The 16,979-nt window shown below is 73.1% G+C and carries 13 protein-coding genes; 8 read left to right on the top strand and 5 right to left on the bottom strand.

Annotated features, from left to right (window positions below; all coding sequences use genetic code 11):
* Positions 1–69: 69 nt before the first annotated feature.
* From ACIGAN_RS01665 to argG, 4 genes are all read left to right on the top strand, one after another.
* Entirely contained in the window at positions 70–1,881 is a 1,812-nt protein-coding gene (locus tag ACIGAN_RS01665; protein WP_399854418.1) for a methylmalonyl-CoA mutase family protein, read from the top strand.
* Entirely contained in the window at positions 1,878–4,064 is a 2,187-nt protein-coding gene (gene scpA / locus ACIGAN_RS01670) for a methylmalonyl-CoA mutase (RefSeq protein ID WP_399854419.1), read from the top strand. Before ACIGAN_RS01665 ends, scpA begins: the two co-directional genes overlap by 4 nt.
* Positions 4,061–5,053: a methylmalonyl Co-A mutase-associated GTPase MeaB gene (gene meaB / locus ACIGAN_RS01675; protein WP_399854420.1), complete on the top strand. Its 993-nt coding sequence runs from the start codon at positions 4,061–4,063 to the stop codon at positions 5,051–5,053. Before scpA ends, meaB begins: the two co-directional genes overlap by 4 nt.
* Positions 5,054–5,126: 73 nt before the next feature.
* Entirely contained in the window at positions 5,127–6,581 is a 1,455-nt protein-coding gene (gene argG / locus ACIGAN_RS01680; RefSeq protein WP_365088071.1) for an argininosuccinate synthase, read from the top strand.
* An 83-nt stretch (positions 6,582–6,664) separates the two neighbouring features.
* Here the strand turns inward: argG and pntB are convergent, their stop codons facing one another.
* Both pntB and ACIGAN_RS01690 read right to left on the bottom strand, forming a co-directional pair.
* Positions 6,665–8,098: a Re/Si-specific NAD(P)(+) transhydrogenase subunit beta gene (gene pntB, locus ACIGAN_RS01685; protein WP_365088072.1), complete on the bottom strand. Its 1,434-nt coding sequence runs from the start codon at positions 8,096–8,098 to the stop codon at positions 6,665–6,667.
* A 6-nt stretch (positions 8,099–8,104) separates the two neighbouring features.
* Complete coding sequence (locus tag ACIGAN_RS01690; protein WP_365088073.1) at positions 8,105–9,661, bottom strand: Re/Si-specific NAD(P)(+) transhydrogenase subunit alpha; 1,557 nt, start codon at positions 9,659–9,661, stop codon at positions 8,105–8,107.
* A gap of 296 nt (positions 9,662–9,957) precedes the next feature.
* Here ACIGAN_RS01690 and ACIGAN_RS01695 point away from each other — a divergent pair, with 296 nt between their 5' ends.
* On the top strand, positions 9,958–11,493 hold the full coding sequence (locus tag ACIGAN_RS01695) for an MFS transporter (RefSeq protein WP_399854623.1): 1,536 nt from the start codon (positions 9,958–9,960) through the stop codon (positions 11,491–11,493).
* Between the two features lie 19 nt (positions 11,494–11,512).
* On the opposite strand, the gene ACIGAN_RS01700 is transcribed toward ACIGAN_RS01695, so the two are convergent.
* Together ACIGAN_RS01700 and ACIGAN_RS01705 are read right to left on the bottom strand one after the other, a co-directional pair.
* Entirely contained in the window at positions 11,513–11,968 is a 456-nt protein-coding gene (locus tag ACIGAN_RS01700) for a VOC family protein (RefSeq protein ID WP_399854421.1), read from the bottom strand.
* 63 nt (positions 11,969–12,031) lie between these two features.
* Positions 12,032–12,874: a helix-turn-helix domain-containing protein gene (locus tag ACIGAN_RS01705; protein ID WP_399854422.1), complete on the bottom strand. Its 843-nt coding sequence runs from the start codon at positions 12,872–12,874 to the stop codon at positions 12,032–12,034.
* A 182-nt stretch (positions 12,875–13,056) separates the two neighbouring features.
* Between ACIGAN_RS01705 and ACIGAN_RS01710 the strand changes: the two genes are divergently transcribed.
* The 3 genes from ACIGAN_RS01710 to ACIGAN_RS01720 all read left to right on the top strand — a co-directional run bounded on the left by ACIGAN_RS01710 (position 13,057) and on the right by ACIGAN_RS01720 (position 15,898).
* Positions 13,057–14,499: a family 43 glycosylhydrolase gene (locus tag ACIGAN_RS01710; RefSeq protein WP_399854423.1), complete on the top strand. Its 1,443-nt coding sequence runs from the start codon at positions 13,057–13,059 to the stop codon at positions 14,497–14,499.
* 61 nt (positions 14,500–14,560) lie between these two features.
* A complete protein-coding gene (locus ACIGAN_RS01715; protein WP_365738334.1) occupies positions 14,561–15,487 on the top strand; it encodes a polysaccharide pyruvyl transferase family protein in 927 nt (308 codons plus the stop codon).
* 90 nt (positions 15,488–15,577) lie between these two features.
* Positions 15,578–15,898, top strand: coding sequence for a DUF3040 domain-containing protein (locus tag ACIGAN_RS01720; protein WP_365088078.1), 321 nt, complete (start codon positions 15,578–15,580; stop codon positions 15,896–15,898).
* A 17-nt stretch (positions 15,899–15,915) separates the two neighbouring features.
* Here ACIGAN_RS01720 and ACIGAN_RS01725 read toward each other — a convergent pair whose 3' ends face one another.
* Positions 15,916–16,941: a glycosyltransferase family 9 protein gene (locus ACIGAN_RS01725; protein WP_399854424.1), complete on the bottom strand. Its 1,026-nt coding sequence runs from the start codon at positions 16,939–16,941 to the stop codon at positions 15,916–15,918.
* Positions 16,942–16,979: the final 38 nt, after the last annotated feature.

The following is a 16,979-nucleotide window of genomic DNA, read 5'->3' on the forward strand; positions in this document are numbered from 1 at the left end:
TCAGGGCGAGGGAAAGGTCACAGCCGCGCCCTCTGCTGCTCCTTCGGGCTCGTGTCCTAGCATCCGAGCATGACGGTCCTGCCTGACGACGGGCTTGAGCTGGCCGGCGAGTTCCCTGACGTGCCCCATGAGCAGTGGCAGCGCCTAGTGGCGGGTGTGCTGCGCAAGTCGGGCAAGGACGTCGAGGGCGCCGAGGCCGAGGAAGCCCTGTCCACCGCACTGGAGGACGGGTTGCGCACCCGGCCTCTCTACACCGCGCGCGACACCTCACCCGAGCCGGGCCTGCCGGGCTTCGCGCCCTTTGTGCGCGGCGGCCGCCCCGAGGGGAACACGGTCGGCGGCTGGGACGTACGGCAGCGGCACACCACGGCCGACCACGACGCGGTGCTCGCGGACCTGGAGAACGGGGTCACGTCCCTCTGGCTGACGGTGGGCGAGGGCGGCATCCCGGTGCCGGAGCTCGGCCGGGTCCTGGACGGCGTGTACCTGGATCTCGCCCCGGTCGTGCTCGACGCGGGTGCCGACGCCGGTTCCGCCGCACGGGAGTTGCTGCGGCTGTACGAGGAGCGGGGCGTGGCCCCGCAGGCCGCGCGCGGCAACCTGGGCGTCGACCCGCTGGGCCACGAGGCCCGCACCGGGCAGCGGGACGACGCGGCGCCGGCGGCGGAACTGGCGCGGCTGTGCGACGAGCGGTTCCCGGGGCTGCGGGCGCTGACCGTGGACGCGCTGCCGTACCACGAGGCCGGCGGGTCGGCCGCGCAGGAACTGGGCGCCTCGCTGGCCACGGCGGTGGCGTACCTGCGGGAGCTGACCGGGGCCGGGCTGAGTGTCGAACAGGCCTGCGGGCAGCTGGAGTTCCGGTACGCGGCGACCGCGGACCAGTTCCTCACCATCGCCAAGCTGCGGGCCGCGCGCCGGCTGTGGGCGCGGGTCGCCGAGGTGTGCGGCGCGCCGCGCGCCGGGGCGCAGGCGCAGCACGTGGTCACCTCGCCGGTGATGATGACGCGGCGCGACCCGTGGGTGAACATGCTGCGCACGACCATCGCCACGCTCGCCGCCGGGGCGGGCGGGGCCGACGCGGTGACCGTGCTGCCCTTCGACCACGCCCTCGGCCTGCCGGACGCGTTCGCCCGCCGCATCGCCCGCAACACCTCCACGATCCTCATCGAGGAGTCCCATCTGGCCCGGGTGATCGACCCGGCGGGCGGCTCCTGGTACGTGGAGCGGCTCACGGACGAACTCGCCCACGCGGGCTGGGAGTTCTTCCAGCGGATCGAGCGGCTGGGCGGCATGGCGGCCGCCCTGCGCTCCGGGGACGTGGAGCGGGACCTCGCCGAGACGTGGCGGGCGCGAAGCCTGAAGCTGGCCGAGCGGCGCGAACCCGTCACCGGCGTCAGCGAGTTCCCGTTCCTGGCGGAGAAGCCGGTGGTGCGCGAGAGCGCGCCCGAGCGGCCGTCCGGCGGGCTGCCGCGGGTGCGCCGCGACGAGGCCTTCGAGGCCCTGCGTGCCCGCTCGGACGCGCACCTGGCCGCGACGGGCTCCCGCCCCCGGATCTACCTGGCGGCGCTCGGTCCGGCCGCCGCCCACACCGCCCGCCTCACCTTCGCCTCGAACCTGTTCCAGGCGGGCGGCATCGAGCCGGTCACCGAGGGCGCGTTCGCGGACAGCGGCGCGGCCGAGGCCGTGCTGTGCTCCAGCGACGCCCTCTACGCGGAGCAGGCGGCGGCCCGGGCCGCGGAGCTCAAGGAGGCGGGCGCCTCGCGCGTGTTCCTCGCCGGACGGCCCGGGGAGTACCCGGGTGTCGACGATTACGTCTTCGCGGGCTGTGACGCCGTGGCCGTGCTGTCCGCGACCCTCGACCGCATGGGAGTTGCCCGATGACCGCCCCCCATGGCATCCCCGACTTCTCCGGGATCGAGCTGGGCACCCCGGCCGCCGACGGCGGCCCGGACGAGTGGCGCGCGGCGCTGAAGAACGCCTCCGGCGGTGACGACCTGCTGTGGGAGACCCCGGAGGGCATCGCGGTCAAGCCGCTCTACACCGGCCGTGACCTGGAGGGCCTGGACTTCCTGGACACCTACCCGGGCGCGGCGCCGTACCTGCGCGGCCCGTACCCGACGATGTACGTCAACCAGCCCTGGACGATCCGCCAGTACGCCGGATTCTCCACCGCCGAGGAGTCCAACGCCTTCTACCGGCGCAACCTCGCGGCCGGGCAGAAGGGCCTGTCGGTCGCATTCGACCTGCCCACGCACCGCGGTTACGACAGCGACCACCCGCGCGTGACCGGTGACGTCGGCATGGCGGGCGTGGCCATCGACTCGATCCTCGACATGCGGCAGCTGTTCGACGGGATCCCCCTCGACAAGATGACCGTGTCGATGACGATGAACGGCGCCGTGCTGCCGGTGCTGGCGCTCTACATCGTCGCCGCCGAGGAACAGGGCGTGCCGCCCGAGAAGCTGGCCGGGACCATCCAGAACGACATCCTCAAGGAGTTCATGGTCCGCAACACCTACATCTATCCGCCGAAGCCGTCGATGCGGATCATCTCCGACATCTTCGCCTTCACCTCGCAGCGGATGCCGCGCTACAACTCCATCTCCATCTCCGGCTACCACATCCAGGAGGCCGGGGCGACGGCCGACCTGGAGCTGGCGTACACGCTCGCCGACGGCGTGGAGTACATCCGCGCGGGCCGTGAAGCCGGCCTGGACGTGGACGCGTTCGCGCCCCGGCTGTCGTTCTTCTGGGCGATCGGCATGAACTTCTTCATGGAGGTCGCCAAGCTGCGGGCGGCGCGCCTGCTGTGGGCGAAGCTGGTGCGGCAGTTCGACCCGCAGAACGCCAAGTCCCTCTCCCTGCGCACGCATTCGCAGACCTCGGGCTGGTCGCTCACCGCCCAGGACGTGTTCAACAACGTCACGCGCACCTGTGTCGAGGCGATGGCGGCCACGCAGGGGCACACGCAGTCGCTGCACACCAACGCCCTGGACGAGGCGCTGGCCCTGCCGACCGACTTCTCGGCGCGCATCGCCCGCAACACCCAGCTGCTGCTCCAGCAGGAGTCCGGCACGACCCGGGTCATCGACCCGTGGGGCGGCAGCGCGTACGTGGAGAGGCTGACCTACGACCTGGCGCGGCGGGCCTGGCAGCACATCCAGGAGGTCGAGGCCGCGGGCGGCATGGCCAAGGCCATCGACGCGGGCATCCCCAAGCTGCGCATCGAGGAGGCAGCGGCCCGTACGCAGGCCCGGATCGACTCGGGCCGCCAGCCGGTGATCGGCGTCAACAAGTACCGCGTGGAGACCGACGAGCAGATCGACGTGCTGAAGGTCGACAACTCCTCGGTACGCGCCCAGCAGATCGAGAAGCTGCGGCGGCTGCGTGCCGAGCGCGACGAGACGGCCTGCCGGGACGCGCTGGACGCGCTGACCCGGGCCGCCGCGGGCGAGGGCAACCTGCTGGAGCTGGCCGTGCACGCGGCCCGCGCCAAGGCCACGGTCGGGGAGATCTCGGACGCCCTGGAGAAGGTGTACGGCCGGCACGCGAGCCAGATCCGTACGATCACCGGTGTGTACCGCAACGAGACGGGAGAGTCCCCGAGCGTGGACCGCACCCGCGCCCTGGTGTCCGCCTTCGAGGAGGCCGAGGGCCGCCGCCCGCGCATCCTGGTCGCCAAGATGGGCCAGGACGGCCACGACCGCGGCCAGAAGGTGATCGCCACGGCCTTCGCCGACCTCGGTTTCGACGTGGACGTCGGCCCGCTGTTCCAGACGCCGGCCGAGGTGGCCCGGCAGGCCGTGGAGGCGGACGTGCACATCGTCGGCGTCTCGTCGCTGGCGGCCGGTCACCTCACCCTCGTCCCGGCGCTGCGCGAGGCGCTGGCCGAGGAGGGCCGCGAGGACATCATGGTCGTGGTCGGCGGCGTGATCCCGCCGCAGGACGTGCCGACGCTGCTGGAGATGGGCGCGGCGGCCGTCTTCCCGCCCGGGACGGTGATCCCGGACGCGGCCTACGACCTGGTGAAGCGGCTGTCGGACGACCTCGGGCACGACCTGTGATCGATGTCGACGCGTATGTGAAGGGCGTGCTCGACGGGAAGCGGGCGATCGTCGCCCGCGCGATCACGCTCGTCGAGTCGACCCGGCCGCAACACCGCGCGCTGGCCCAGGAGTTGCTGACGGCCCTGCTGCCGCACAGCGGCCGGGCCCGGCGCATCGGGATCAGCGGGGTGCCCGGCGTGGGCAAGTCGACGTTCATCGACGCCTTCGGCACGCTGCTGACCTCGCTCGGGCACCGGGTCGCGGTGCTGGCCGTCGACCCGTCCTCCAGCCGCACGGGCGGCTCCATCCTGGGCGACAAGACCCGCATGGAGCGCCTGGCGGTGGACCCGGCGGCGTTCGTGCGCCCCTCCCCCACCGCGGGCACGCTGGGCGGGGTCGCCAAGGCCACCCGCGAGTCGATCGTGGTGATGGAGGCGGCCGGCTACGACGTGATCCTGGTGGAGACGGTCGGTGTCGGCCAGTCGGAGACGGCCGTCGCCAACATGGTCGACTCCTTCCTGCTGCTCACCCTCGCGCGCACCGGCGACCAGCTCCAGGGCATCAAGAAGGGCGTGCTGGAACTGGCCGACGTGATCGCCGTCAACAAGGCGGACGGGCCGCACGAGCGCGACGCCCGGGCCGCCGCGCGGGAACTGGCGGGCGCCCTGCGGCTGATGCACGGCAAGGACGCGTTCTGGACGCCGCCGGTGCTGCACTGCAGCGCCCGCGAGTCGACCGGTCTGGACGCGGTGTGGGAGCGCCTGGAGCAGCACCGCACGCTGCTGGACTTCACGGGCCGGCTCACCGCCAAGCGCCGTGACCAGCAGGTCGACTGGACCTGGAGCATGGTCCGCGACGAACTCCTCGGCCGCCTCCAGGCCGATCCCGCGGTGCGGTCCCTGGCGCCGGTCCTGGAGCGGCAGGTCCGGGAGGGCGAGCTGACCCCGACCCTGGCGGCCGAGCGAATCCTGGGCGCGCTCGGCGGTTCCGGAGCGACGCCTTCCTGACCCCTGACCGGTGGGGCCGGGAATTCCGCATCCCCCGCTTGCATGACTATGCAAAGTGATACATACTCTTTCTATGTCCAAGGTCCTCACCTCCCTGCCCGCCGGCGAGCGCGTCGGCATCGCCTTCTCGGGCGGTCTCGACACGTCCGTCGCGGTCGCGTGGATGCGCGACAAGGGCGCCGTCCCGTGCACCTACACCGCCGACATCGGCCAGTACGACGAGCCCGACATCGCGTCGGTGCCCGGCCGTGCCCGGACCTACGGTGCCGAGATCGCGCGCCTGGTCGACTGCCGCGCCGCGCTGGTCGAGGAGGGCCTGGCCGCGCTGACCTGCGGCGCGTTCCACATCCGCTCGGGCGGGCGGGCGTACTTCAACACCACCCCGCTGGGCCGGGCCGTCACCGGCACGCTGCTGGTGCGGGCGATGCTGGAGGACGACGTCCAGATCTGGGGCGACGGCTCGACGTTCAAGGGCAACGACATCGAGCGGTTCTACCGCTACGGCCTGCTCGCCAACCCGCACCTGAGGATCTACAAGCCCTGGCTGGACGCGGCGTTCGTGACCGAGCTGGGCGGCCGCAAGGAGATGTCGGAGTGGCTGCTCGCCCACGGCCTCCCCTACCGCGACAGCACGGAGAAGGCGTACTCCACCGACGCCAACATCTGGGGCGCCACGCACGAGGCCAAGACCCTGGAGCACCTGGACACCGGCATCGAGACGGTCGAGCCCATCATGGGCGTGAAGTTCTGGGACCCGTCGGTCGAGATCGCCACCGAGGACGTGACGATCGGCTTCGACCAGGGCCGCCCGGTGTCGATCAACGGCAAGGAGTTCGCCTCCGCCGTCGACCTGGTCATGGAGGCCAACGCCATCGGCGGCCGGCACGGCCTGGGCATGTCCGACCAGATCGAGAACCGGATCATCGAGGCCAAGAGCCGCGGCATCTACGAGGCCCCGGGCATGGCCCTGCTGCACGCCGCCTACGAGCGCCTCGTCAACGCCATCCACAACGAGGACACCCTCGCCCAGTACCACACCGAGGGCCGGCGCCTCGGCCGGCTGATGTACGAGGGCCGCTGGCTGGACCCGCAGGCGCTGATGATCCGCGAGTCGCTGCAGCGCTGGGTCGGCGCGGCCGTCACCGGCGAGGTCACGCTGCGGCTGCGGCGCGGCGAGGACTACTCGATCCTCGACACGACCGGCCCGGCGTTCAGCTACCACCCGGACAAGCTGTCCATGGAGCGCACCGAGGACTCCGCGTTCGGCCCGGTGGACCGGATCGGCCAGCTCACCATGCGCAACCTGGACATCGCCGACTCGCGCGCCAAGCTGGAGCAGTACGCCGGCATCGGCCTGATCGGCACCGGCAGCCCCACCATCGGCGCCTCCCAGGCCGCCGCGACCGGTCTGATCGGCACCATGCCCGAGCTGCCCGAGGGCGGCGCCGAGGCCATCGCCTCCCGCGGCGAGGTCTCCGAGCAGGACGCCTGGCTGGACCGCGCGGCGATGGAGTCGGGCACGGACTGACCGCACGGCGGGATCCGCGTAGGGCGCGGGAAGGCCGGCTCGACGGTGTCGGGCCGGCCTTCGCCGTGTGCGGGCCCGCGGGTTCAGCGGGACGTGCCCGCCATCTCGCGGACCGGTGTGTCCAGGCCGTCCAGGCCGCGCAGGATGTCCTCCACCCGCTGCTTGGCGTCACCGAAGAGCATCTGGGTGTTGTCGCGGAAGAACAGCGGGTTCTGCACGCCCGCGTAGCCGGCGGCCATGGACCGCTTGAAGACGACCACGTTCGCCGCCTCCCACACGTGCAGCACCGGCATGCCCGCGATGGGGCTGGACGGGTTGTCCGTGGCGGCCGGGTTGACCGTGTCGTTGGCACCGATGACCAGCACGACCGAGGTGGCGGCGAAGTCGTCGTTGATCTCGTCCATCTCCAGGACGATGTCGTACGGCACGTTCGCCTCGGCGAGGAGCACGTTCATGTGCCCGGGCAGCCGGCCGGCGACCGGGTGGATGCCGAAGCGCACCTCGACGCCGCGCTCGCGCAGCTTGCGGGCGAGTTCGGCGACCGGGTACTGCGCCTGGGCGACGGCCATGCCGTAGCCCGGCGTGATGATCACCGAGGTGGCGTTGCCGAGGAGTTCCGCGGTCTCCTCGGCGCTGATCTCGCGGTGCTCGCCCTGCTCGCCCTCGTCGCCCGCGGCGGCGGGAGTGCCGAAGCCGCCGGCGATCACCGAGATGAAGGACCGGTTCATCGCCTTGCACATGATGTACGACAGGTAGGCACCGGAGGAGCCGACCAGCGCGCCGGTGACGATGAGCAGGTTGTTGGAGAGCAGGAAGCCGGAGGCGGCCGCCGCCCAGCCCGAGTAGCTGTTCAGCATGGAGACGACGACCGGCATGTCGCCGCCGCCGATGGAGGCGACCAGGTGCGCGCCGAGGGCGAGGGCGATCACGGTGACGGCGATGAGCAGGCCCATGTTCGGGCGGGCGACGAACGCGATGGTCAGCCCCACGAAGGCGACCAGCGCGCCGATGTTCAGCACGTGCTTGCCGGGCAGCGTCAGCGGGCGGGAGGCGATGCGCGCCGAGAGCTTGAGATAGGCGACGACCGAGCCGGTGAAGGTGACGGCGCCGATGAACACGCCGATGAACACCTCGGCGTGGTGGATGCCGAGCAGCGAGCCGGACAGGTCGGCGTCGACGTCGAGGTAGCCGTTCCAGCCGACGAACGTGGCGGCCAGGCCGACGAGGCTGTGCATGATGGCGATCAGCTCGGGCATGCCGGTCATCTCGACGACCTTGGCCCGCCAGAGCCCGATGCCCGCGCCGACGGCCGTGGCGACGGCGATCAGCACCAGCCCGGTGGCGGAGATGCTGCGCGAGGCGAGTCCGACGGTGGCGGCCAGCGCGACGACCATGCCGGCGATGCCCCAGACGACTCCGGAGCGGGAGGTGCGGTGCTGCGAGAGGCCGGCGAGGCTGAGGATGAACAGCAGCGCCGCGACGACGTAGGCGGCCTGTGCGGCCGTGTCTGTGGTCATCCCTGATCAGCCCTTCGAGAACATGCCGAGCATGCGGCGGGTGACGGCGAATCCGCCGAAGATGTTGATGCTCGCCAGCAGGATCGCGGCGAACGACAGCACGGTGACGGCCGTGTCCCCCTGCCCGATCTGCAGCAGCGCGCCGACCACGACGATCCCGGAGATGGCGTTGGTGACGGACATCAGCGGGGTGTGCAGGGCGTGGTGCACGTTGCCGATGACGTAGAAGCCGATGACGATCGCCAGGACGAACACCGTGAAGTGGCCGAGGAGTTCGCTCGGGGAGAAGGCCGTCACGAGGAACAGCGCGAGCGCGCCGGCGGCGACGAGGGCGTAGGAGGCCCACGCGGGCCGGGCGGGCTTGGCCGGCGTCGCGGGAGCGGGCGCCGCGGCGTCCTTCGCGGCGGCGGGGGCCGGTGCGGCGGACACCTGCACCGGGGGCGGCGGCCAGGTCTTCTCGCCCTCGCGGACCACGGTGATCGAGCGCTGCACCACGTCGTCGAAGTCGAGGACGAGCCGGCCGTCCTTGCCGGGCGTGAGCAGCTTCATCAGGTTGACGATGTTGGTGCCGTACAGCTGCGAGGCCTGGGCGGGGAGCCGGCCGGGCAGGTCGGTGTAGCCGATGATCGTCACGTCGTTGTCGGTGACCACGGCCTTGCCGGGGACCGTGCCCTCGACGTTGCCGCCCTGGGCCGCGGCCATGTCGACGATGACGCTGCCGGGCTTCATGCGGGCCACGTGCTCGGCGGTGATCAGCCGTGGCGCCGGGCGGCCCGGGATGAGCGCGGTGGTGATGATGATGTCGACGTCGGCGGCCTGCTCGGCGTACAGCTGCGCGGCGAGCCGGTCGTAGTCCTCGGAGGTGGCCTTGGCGTAGCCGTCGGTGCTCACCTCCTGCTCGGCGGAGACCGTCAGGAACTCGCCGCCCAGGGAGCGGACCTGCTCGGCGACCTCGGGCCGCGGGTCGGTGGCGCGGACCACCGCGCCGAGGCTGCGGGCCGCGCCGATCGCCGCGAGCCCGGCCACACCGGCGCCGGCCACCAGCACCTTGGCCGGCGGCACCTTGCCGGCGGCGGTCACCTGGCCGGTGAAGAACCGGCCGAAGGCGTGCGCGGCCTCGACCACGGCCCGGTAGCCGGCGATGTTCGCCATCGAGCTGAGCACGTCCAGGGACTGGGCGCGCGAGATGCGCGGCACGGCGTCCATGGCCAGGACCGTGATCGGCCGCCGGGCCAGCTCCTCGACCAGCTCCGGGTCGAAGGCGGGGCTGATCAGCGCGATCAGCGTGGTCCCGTCGCGGAGCCTGCCGATCTCCTCCGTCGAGGGGGCGTTGACCTTCAGGACGATCTCGGCCGCCCACGGGTCGCCGAGCCGCGCCCCCGCCTCCTCGTACGCCGTGTCGGAGAAGCGGGACGAGGCCCCCGCTCCCGGTTCGACCACGACGTCGTACCCGAGCGCGACAAGTCTCCCCACGGTGGCGGGCGTCGCCGCCACCCTGGTCTCGCCCGCAGTGGATTCGGCCGGGACGCCGATCCTCTGGGGTTCTGGTTCCGCTGGGACCATCGTCTGCCTCTCCCGTCGTTCGTGTGTCTGTCCTCCTTGGTGCCCGCATCCTGCACGTTCGACGCGGCATCCGGGGCGGGCCGTGGTCACATGGCCGGAGAGGTCGTCCTCACACCGCAGGGGGGTTGCCGGGAGAGGCGTTCGGCGGTATCGCCGTGACGCGTGAGCCGCACGGGGCCCGCGATGCGACAGGCCAGGGCCGGGCGCAGACTGAGGTGGTGAGCACTGCGCGCCCGGGGCGCGGGACCGCGTCCCCCTCCCGTACCGCACCGCACCAGTCCGTGGCGCTCGCGGCGATGATGTTCGCCGTCGCCATGACCTTCATCGACCAGACCATCGTGTCGATCGCGGCTCCGGACATCGTCCGCGAACTGGATCTGTCGTCCTCCGGCATGCAGTGGGTGGTCAACGCCTATCTGCTGGCCCTCGCGGCCTTCTTCGCCCTCGGCGGGCGCCTCGCGGACCTCTACGGGCCGCGCCGGGTGGTCGTCGCCGGCACGCTCGTCTTCGTCGTCTCGTCGGTGCTGTGCGGCTGTGTGCCCGACGGCGGTGCGGCGCAGACCTGGCTCATCGCCTTCCGCGCCACCCAGGGGCTCGGGGCGGCCCTGCTCTTCCCCGCGGCGCTGGCGGTGGTGGTGGCCGTGTTCCCGGTCGAGCGGCGCGGCCGCGCCCTCGCCCTGTTCTTCGGGGTCACCGGCGCGCTGACCGCGATCGGCCCGCTGCTGGGCGGCTGGCTGACGAGCTGGACGTGGCGGGCCGTCTTCTGGGTCAACGTCCCGGTCGCGATCGCGGCGCTGGTGCTCACGGCCCTGGCGCACATCCCCGGCCGGCGGCGGTCCGGCACGCTGGACGTGCGGGGCGCCGTCCTCGTCGCGGCCGGCATGGGCCTGAGCGTCCTGGGCTTCCAGCAGGCCTGGTCCTGGGGCTGGGACAGCTGGGCGACCTGGGTGTGCGTCGCGGGCGGCATCGCGGTGCTCTGCGGCTTCGTCCGCTTCGAGCGCCGGGTCCGGCATCCGCTGATCGACCTGCGGGTCTTCCGGGACAAGGCGTTCACCGTCGACGCGGCGGTGCTGTTCTTCTCCATGCTCGCCTTCGTCCCGTTGTTCTTCTTCACCTCGGTCTACGCCCAGGTGTCCCTGAGCGCCTCGCCGAACCAGGCGGCCCTGTTCCTGCTGTACTTCTTCGCGGGCTTCGCGATCGCCTCGCAGTGGGGCGGGCGGATCCTCGACAAGCAGGGCGCGCGCCCGGCGCTGAAGCTGGGCACGGCCCTGGGCTGTGTGGGCTTCGCGCTGTGGGCGGGGAAGCTCACCGACCTGTCCATGCACGACCAGTGGCCCTACGCGGCCCTGGCCGGGGCCGGTATCGGCTTCGTGCTGGCGCCGGCCTCCACGGATGCCGTGAACCGGTCCATCGGCGCCTCGTACGGGGAGGTCACCGGGATCACCCAGACGGTGCGCAACTACGCGGCGAGCGTGGGCCTGGCCGTCTACGGCACGGTCCTGACGCACGTCACGACGGACCGGGTGCGGGAGACCCTGCAGTCGCGGGGGATGCCCGCCGGGGAGGCGGGGACCGTGGCCCGCGACGTCACCGAGTCGATCACGGGCAACGGTGACGCCCGGCCGCCCACCGGCACCGGGTCGGCCGCCGAGGCGACCCGGGACGCGATGTCCGCGATCCGCATGGACTTCGCCGAGGCCAACCAGTGGGTGTTCTACGGCATGGCCATCGCCCTGGGCGCCGGCTTCCTGTGCGCCCTGCGCCACCCGGGCGGCAAGGCCGGCGCGGCACAGGCGGCACCGGCCGGGGAACCGGCGGCGCGGGCCCGCTGAGCCCCGCCGCCGGCGGCCGTCAGGGCGAGGACATCGCGTCGGTGCGCCGCTGGATCTCCTCCGCCGTGAGGTCCTCGATGGTCTGCGAGATCATCCAGAGATGGCCGAACGGGTCGGCGAGCCGCCCGCCGCGCTGTCCGTAGGGCTGGTCGGCGACGGGATGCACCACCGTCGCCCCGGCCCGCACCATGGCGCCGGCGACGGCGTCCGCGTCGGTGACGTCCAGGGCCATGATCACGGGAGTTCCGCCGAGGGAGGGCGGAGCCGGGTCGCCGCCGTCCGCGTCCTTGACCGCGAGGACCGTGTCGCCGAGGCGCAGCAGGGCGTGCACGATCCTGCCCTCGGGGCCGGTGCAGCGCTCGATCTCCTCGGCGCCGAGCGCGGTCCGGTAGAAGTCGATCGCGGCGGGTCCGCCGGAGACCACGAGCCGGGCGTGGAGCCGGGTGATGTGCGGGGTGGGGGTCGCGTGGGTCATGCCTCCACGGTGGCCGGTCCCGGCGGCCGTGGATTGTAGAAAAGCGCCGGGTGGGCGGCCCGGTCACCCGCCGAGCGGTACGTGGTTGCGGGCGCGCGGGGAGCGCGGTGCGTACGCGGTCGGGGTGATGCCGGCCAGGGCGCGGAACTCGTGGATCAGGTGGGCCTGGTCGTGGTAGCCGCAGTCGGCGGCGAGGAGCGCCCAGTCCGGCGTTCCCGGCCCGGTGTTCACCCGCCGCAGGAGCCGCTGGAAGCGCCGCACCCGGGCGTACCGCTTGGGCGGGAGCCCCAGCTGTTCGGTGCACCGGCTCACCAGGCGCCGGGAGGTCCAGCCGAGCCGGTCGGCGACCTCGGTGACGGGCGTCCCGCGGTCCAGCAGGGCCGCGGCGAGGCGGACCGCCGGGTCGGGTTCCAGGGGCCGTACCGCCCTGTGCAGCAGGGCCCGCTCCAGCTCCCGCAGGCAGGCCTCGGGGCCGCCCGCGGCCCGGGCCTGCAGCAGCCGCTCACGCAGCACCGCGCCGTCCCTGCCCCACAGCTCGTCCAGTCCCACGAGCCGGTCGCTCAGCGCGCCGACCGGAGCGGTGAGGAAGGGGTACGGCCCGGCGGGCCGGAACGCCACCCACACGACGGCGCGTTGCTGCGCCGGATCGATCAACGCCGGCCGGGTGTACGGCCCTTGCAGGGCGGCGCCCCCGGTGCGCACCGGCGGCCCGCCGGCCGGGGCGGAGGACAGGACGTCCCGGTCGAGGTTCACCAGGAGTTGCGCCCCGCCCGTGGGCAGGGCCAGTTCGGCGGCGTGCGCGTACCGGCCCTCGAGATAGCCGAGCGCACCGGCCAGCGGCGCGAGCGCGGGTGCCGAGGGCCGGACGGTGAGGGCGACGGGCGCCGCTTCCGCCGTGGGAGGCATGCGTCCACCCTAGGACGGAGGTGCCCGGCGCGCCCGCCGCATCGGCCGCCTCTGCCCGAACCGTTGACGGGGAGCGGGGCCCGCCCTATCTTCTGGACCACTTTCTCGGTCGATTCTACGAACTACGTCCGAAATACCGGACACAGTCGGCCTCCCTCGTCCCCGCCCCCCGGAGAACTCCCTTGAGACGCCCATCTCTTCGGCTGCTGCTCGCGGTCCTGGTGGCCCTCGCGGCCTGCCTCGCCGGCGCCCCCGCGCAGGCCGCCGTTCCGGACTCCCCCGCCGTCACGTACACCAACCCGATCGCGGACAAGCGCGCCGATCCGCACATCTTCAAGCACACCGACGGCTACTACTACTTCACCGCGACCGTCCCCGAGTACGACCGCATCGTGCTGCGCCGGGCGACCACGATCCAGGGACTGAAGTCGGCGCCGGAGACCACGATCTGGACCAAGCACGCCAGTGGTGTCATGGGCGCCCACATCTGGGCGCCGGAGATCCACTTCATCGACGGCAAGTGGTACGTGTACTTCGCGGCGGGCGCCACGAACGACATCTGGGCGATCCGGATGTACGTCCTGGAGGGCACCGGCGCCAACCCGCTCACCGCGGCCTGGACGGAGAAGGGCCGGATCAAGACCCAGTGGGAGAGCTTCTCCCTGGACGCCACGACCTTCGTCGTGAACGGCGTGCGCTACCTGGCCTGGGCGCAGCGCGACCCGTCGGTGAACAACAACACCGACCTCTACCTCGCGAAGATGGCCAACCCCTGGACCATCACCGGGACTCCGGTGATGCTGTCGCGCCCCACCCACTCCTGGGAGACCGTCGGCTACAAGGTCAACGAGGGCCCGGCCGTCATCCAGCGCGGCGGCAAGGTGTTCATGACGTACTCCGCGAGCGCCACCGACAGCAACTACTGCCTCGGCATGCTCACCGCGTCCGCGAGCGCGAACCTGCTCAGCCAGGCGTCCTGGAGCAAGAGCCCCGTCCCCGTGTTCGCGAGCAGCGCCGCGACCGGCCAGTACGGTCCGGGCCACAACTCCTTCACGGTCTCCGAGGACGGAAAGAGCGACATCCTCGTCTACCACGACCGCGCCTACAAGGACATCAGCGGCGACCCGCTGAACGACCCCAACCGCCGCACCCGCGTGCAGAAGGTGTACTGGAACGCCGACGGCACCCCGGACTTCGGCATCCCCGTGGCCGACGGGGTCACCCCGCAGCGCTTGTCCTCGTACAACTTCCCGGAGCGGTTCGTCCGGCACTACGACTACCGGGCCCGGATCGAGGCGAACGTCACCCCGCTCGCCGACTCGCAGTTCCGGGTCGTGCCCGGTCTCGCCGGCGGCGGCACCGTCTCGCTGGAGTCGGCGAACTTCCCCGGGTACTACCTGCGGCACGACGACTTCGAGGTGTGGCTGGCGCGCGACGACGGCAGCGCGTCGTTCGCCGCCGACGCCGCCTTCCACCGGCGCACCGGGCTCGCCGATTCCACGGGGGTCTCCTACGAGTCGTACAACTACCCCGGGCGGTACGTCCGGCACTGGGAGTACCTGCTGCGCGTGCAGGCGGTGAGCACGGCCACCGACCGGGCGGACGCCACCTTCCACGCGCAGTGACCGCGCACCGTATGCGCGTGATGCCCTGATTGCGCATCCGGTGGGCGGGCACTCAGGGCGTGTGCGGACACAACAGAGCACCCGACCGCGCAGGGTGCTGCTCACCGGGTGGTTCAGCTTCCGGGACGGGGAGGCCACCGCCGGGGACGTACTGGCCCTGCGCCGCGTGGAGGACGTACTGCGGGGCACGGGCATCCCCTACGACATCGCCTGGAGCCCCGGTTTCCGGCCGGAGGCACTGCATCTGGACCGGCTGCGGCCCGGTGACTACAGCCACCTGGTGTTCGTCTGCGGCCCGCTGCACGGGCCCCAGGTCGAGGACCTGCACCGGCGGTTCGCGCACTGTGCGCGGATCGCCGTCGGCACCTCGGTGATCGACCCCGGCAGCGCGGCCGTGACCGGCTTCCACCGGGTGCTGCCCCGGGACGCGCCCGACAGCGAACCGGTGGAGGACCTGGCGGCGCGCGCCCCCGAGGTGCCCGCGCGGCCGGTGGTCGGGGTGATCCTGACGCACGGGCAGGACGAGTACGGGCGGCTGCGGCGGCACGGCCAGATCGCCGAGGAGGTGACGCGCTGGCTGGCGGTGAAGGACTGCGCCCGGCTGGAGCTGGAGACCCGGCTGGACACCCACGACTGGCACCTGAGCGCCACGCCCGCGCAGGTGCAGTCCGTGCTGGCCCGGATGGACCTCGTGGTCACCGACCGGCTGCACGGCCTGGTGATCGCGCTGCGGGTCGGTACCCCGGTGCTGGCCGTCGATCCGGTCCCCGGCGGAGCCAGGCTGACCGCGCAGGCCCGGGCCTGCGGCTGGCCCGCGCTGGTGCCGGCCGAGCGGCTGGAGGTGCGGCGGCTGGACCGCTGGTGGGACTGGTGCCTGACCGGCGGACGGGTGGTCGCGCGGCAGATCCGGGACGGGTTCCGCGAGGGTGCCGTGCCGGACAGCGCGGACCGGCTCGTCGAGGCGCTGGCGCGGCCCGTCGCCGGTTAGCTCCCGGACCCCACGGGGCACCCGGTTGAGGTCCCCGCCGCACGTCCCGCCGGGAGGACTCACGGTCCGGCCGCCCGGAAGGAGAACCGCGTGTCCATCGGCCGACTCCCCGACCACGAGCAGCGCATCCTCGACGAGATGGAGCGCGTCCTGCGCCGCGACCGCCGTCTCGACCGCCGGATGCGCACCCTGCGGCCGAGCCGCCGCCCCGATCCCGCCCGGCTGCTGTGCCGGGTGGCCGCGTACCGTCCCCACGTGCTGACCGTGGCATTGCTGTTCGCGGTCTCGACAGGGCTGATGGTGGCCGGAATGGTCACCTCCGAGCCCGCCGTCATCTGGGCGTTCGCCGCCCTGTGGCCCGTGACGCTGTTCGCCGGGTTCCGGCTGATGTGCCGGTGGTGCGGCGGCTGAACCGAGGGCGCCCCTGCTCACGGGTGCCGAGCGCCGGGCAGCGCCGCGACGGCGTCCAGGACGTCACCGGGGGTGATGCGCAGCAGCGCCGGGTCGGTCCGGCTGCCGTGCGGGTCCCCCTCGGGGCCGTACCACAGCGCGCGGTGGCGCGGGTCGGGCGGCGGGCCCCAGCGGCTCGGCGCCACCGGGCCGAACAGGGTGACCGAGCGGGTGGCGTGCGCGACCGCCAGGTGGGCGATGCCGGTGTCGCCGCTGATGACGACCCGCGCGCCCGCGACCAGCGCGGCCAGCCGGTCGTAGGGCAGGCCGCCACCGAAGACGTCCGTGTCGGGCAGCCCGGCCTCTTTCGCGAGCCGGGCCACGAGGTCGTCCTCGTCGGCGCCGCCGGTGACGACGACCCGGAAGCCCCGGGCGCGCAGCTCCGTCGCGACGGCGGCGTAGCGCTCCACGGGCCAGCGGCGGGCCGGTGACCCGGCTCCCGGGTGCAGCACGACCGCGCCGGGCGCCGGGGAGGCCGTGCCCGGCCGCGGCAGGTGCACGTCGCCGGGGTCGGCGTCGATGCCGTAGGCCCTCAGCAGCCGGCACCAGCGGTCGCGCTCGTGCTCCTCCGGGTACCAGGGCGGGCCGTCGACCTCGGGGGTGCCGGGGTGGGCGAAGGCGAGCAGTCTCGTCGGGCGCAGCGCCATCAGCAGCCGGTGGCTGGGCGGGCCGTTGCCGTGCAGGTCGACGGCGATGTCCGGGGGCGGTCCGCTCCAGTCGAGCGATCGCGGTACCGCTCGCCCCGGGGCGGCGGCGGGCAGCAGCCGGTCCACGGCTCCCGTCGCCTCGGCGACCGGTGCGAGTTCGGCGGGCGCGGCCAGCACGATGTCGTGCCGCGGGTACGCCCGCCGCAGCCCGCGCAGCGCGGGCACACCGGCCAGCAGGTCGCCGAGCCCCAGCGCGCGCAGAACGAGCAGCCGCGGCGGCGCCGCGCCGGGTGCCGGGCCGGGCGCCGCGTCCGGTGCCGGGCCGGGCGGGGTGGCGGGTGACGTGTCCGGTGTCATGGCAGCAGACTGCCGCGGGTCCCCGGCGTCCGCCCCCG

The organism is Streptomyces sp. NPDC085931 (genome assembly GCF_044540565.1).
Lineage (GTDB): Bacteria > Actinomycetota > Actinomycetes > Streptomycetales > Streptomycetaceae > Streptomyces.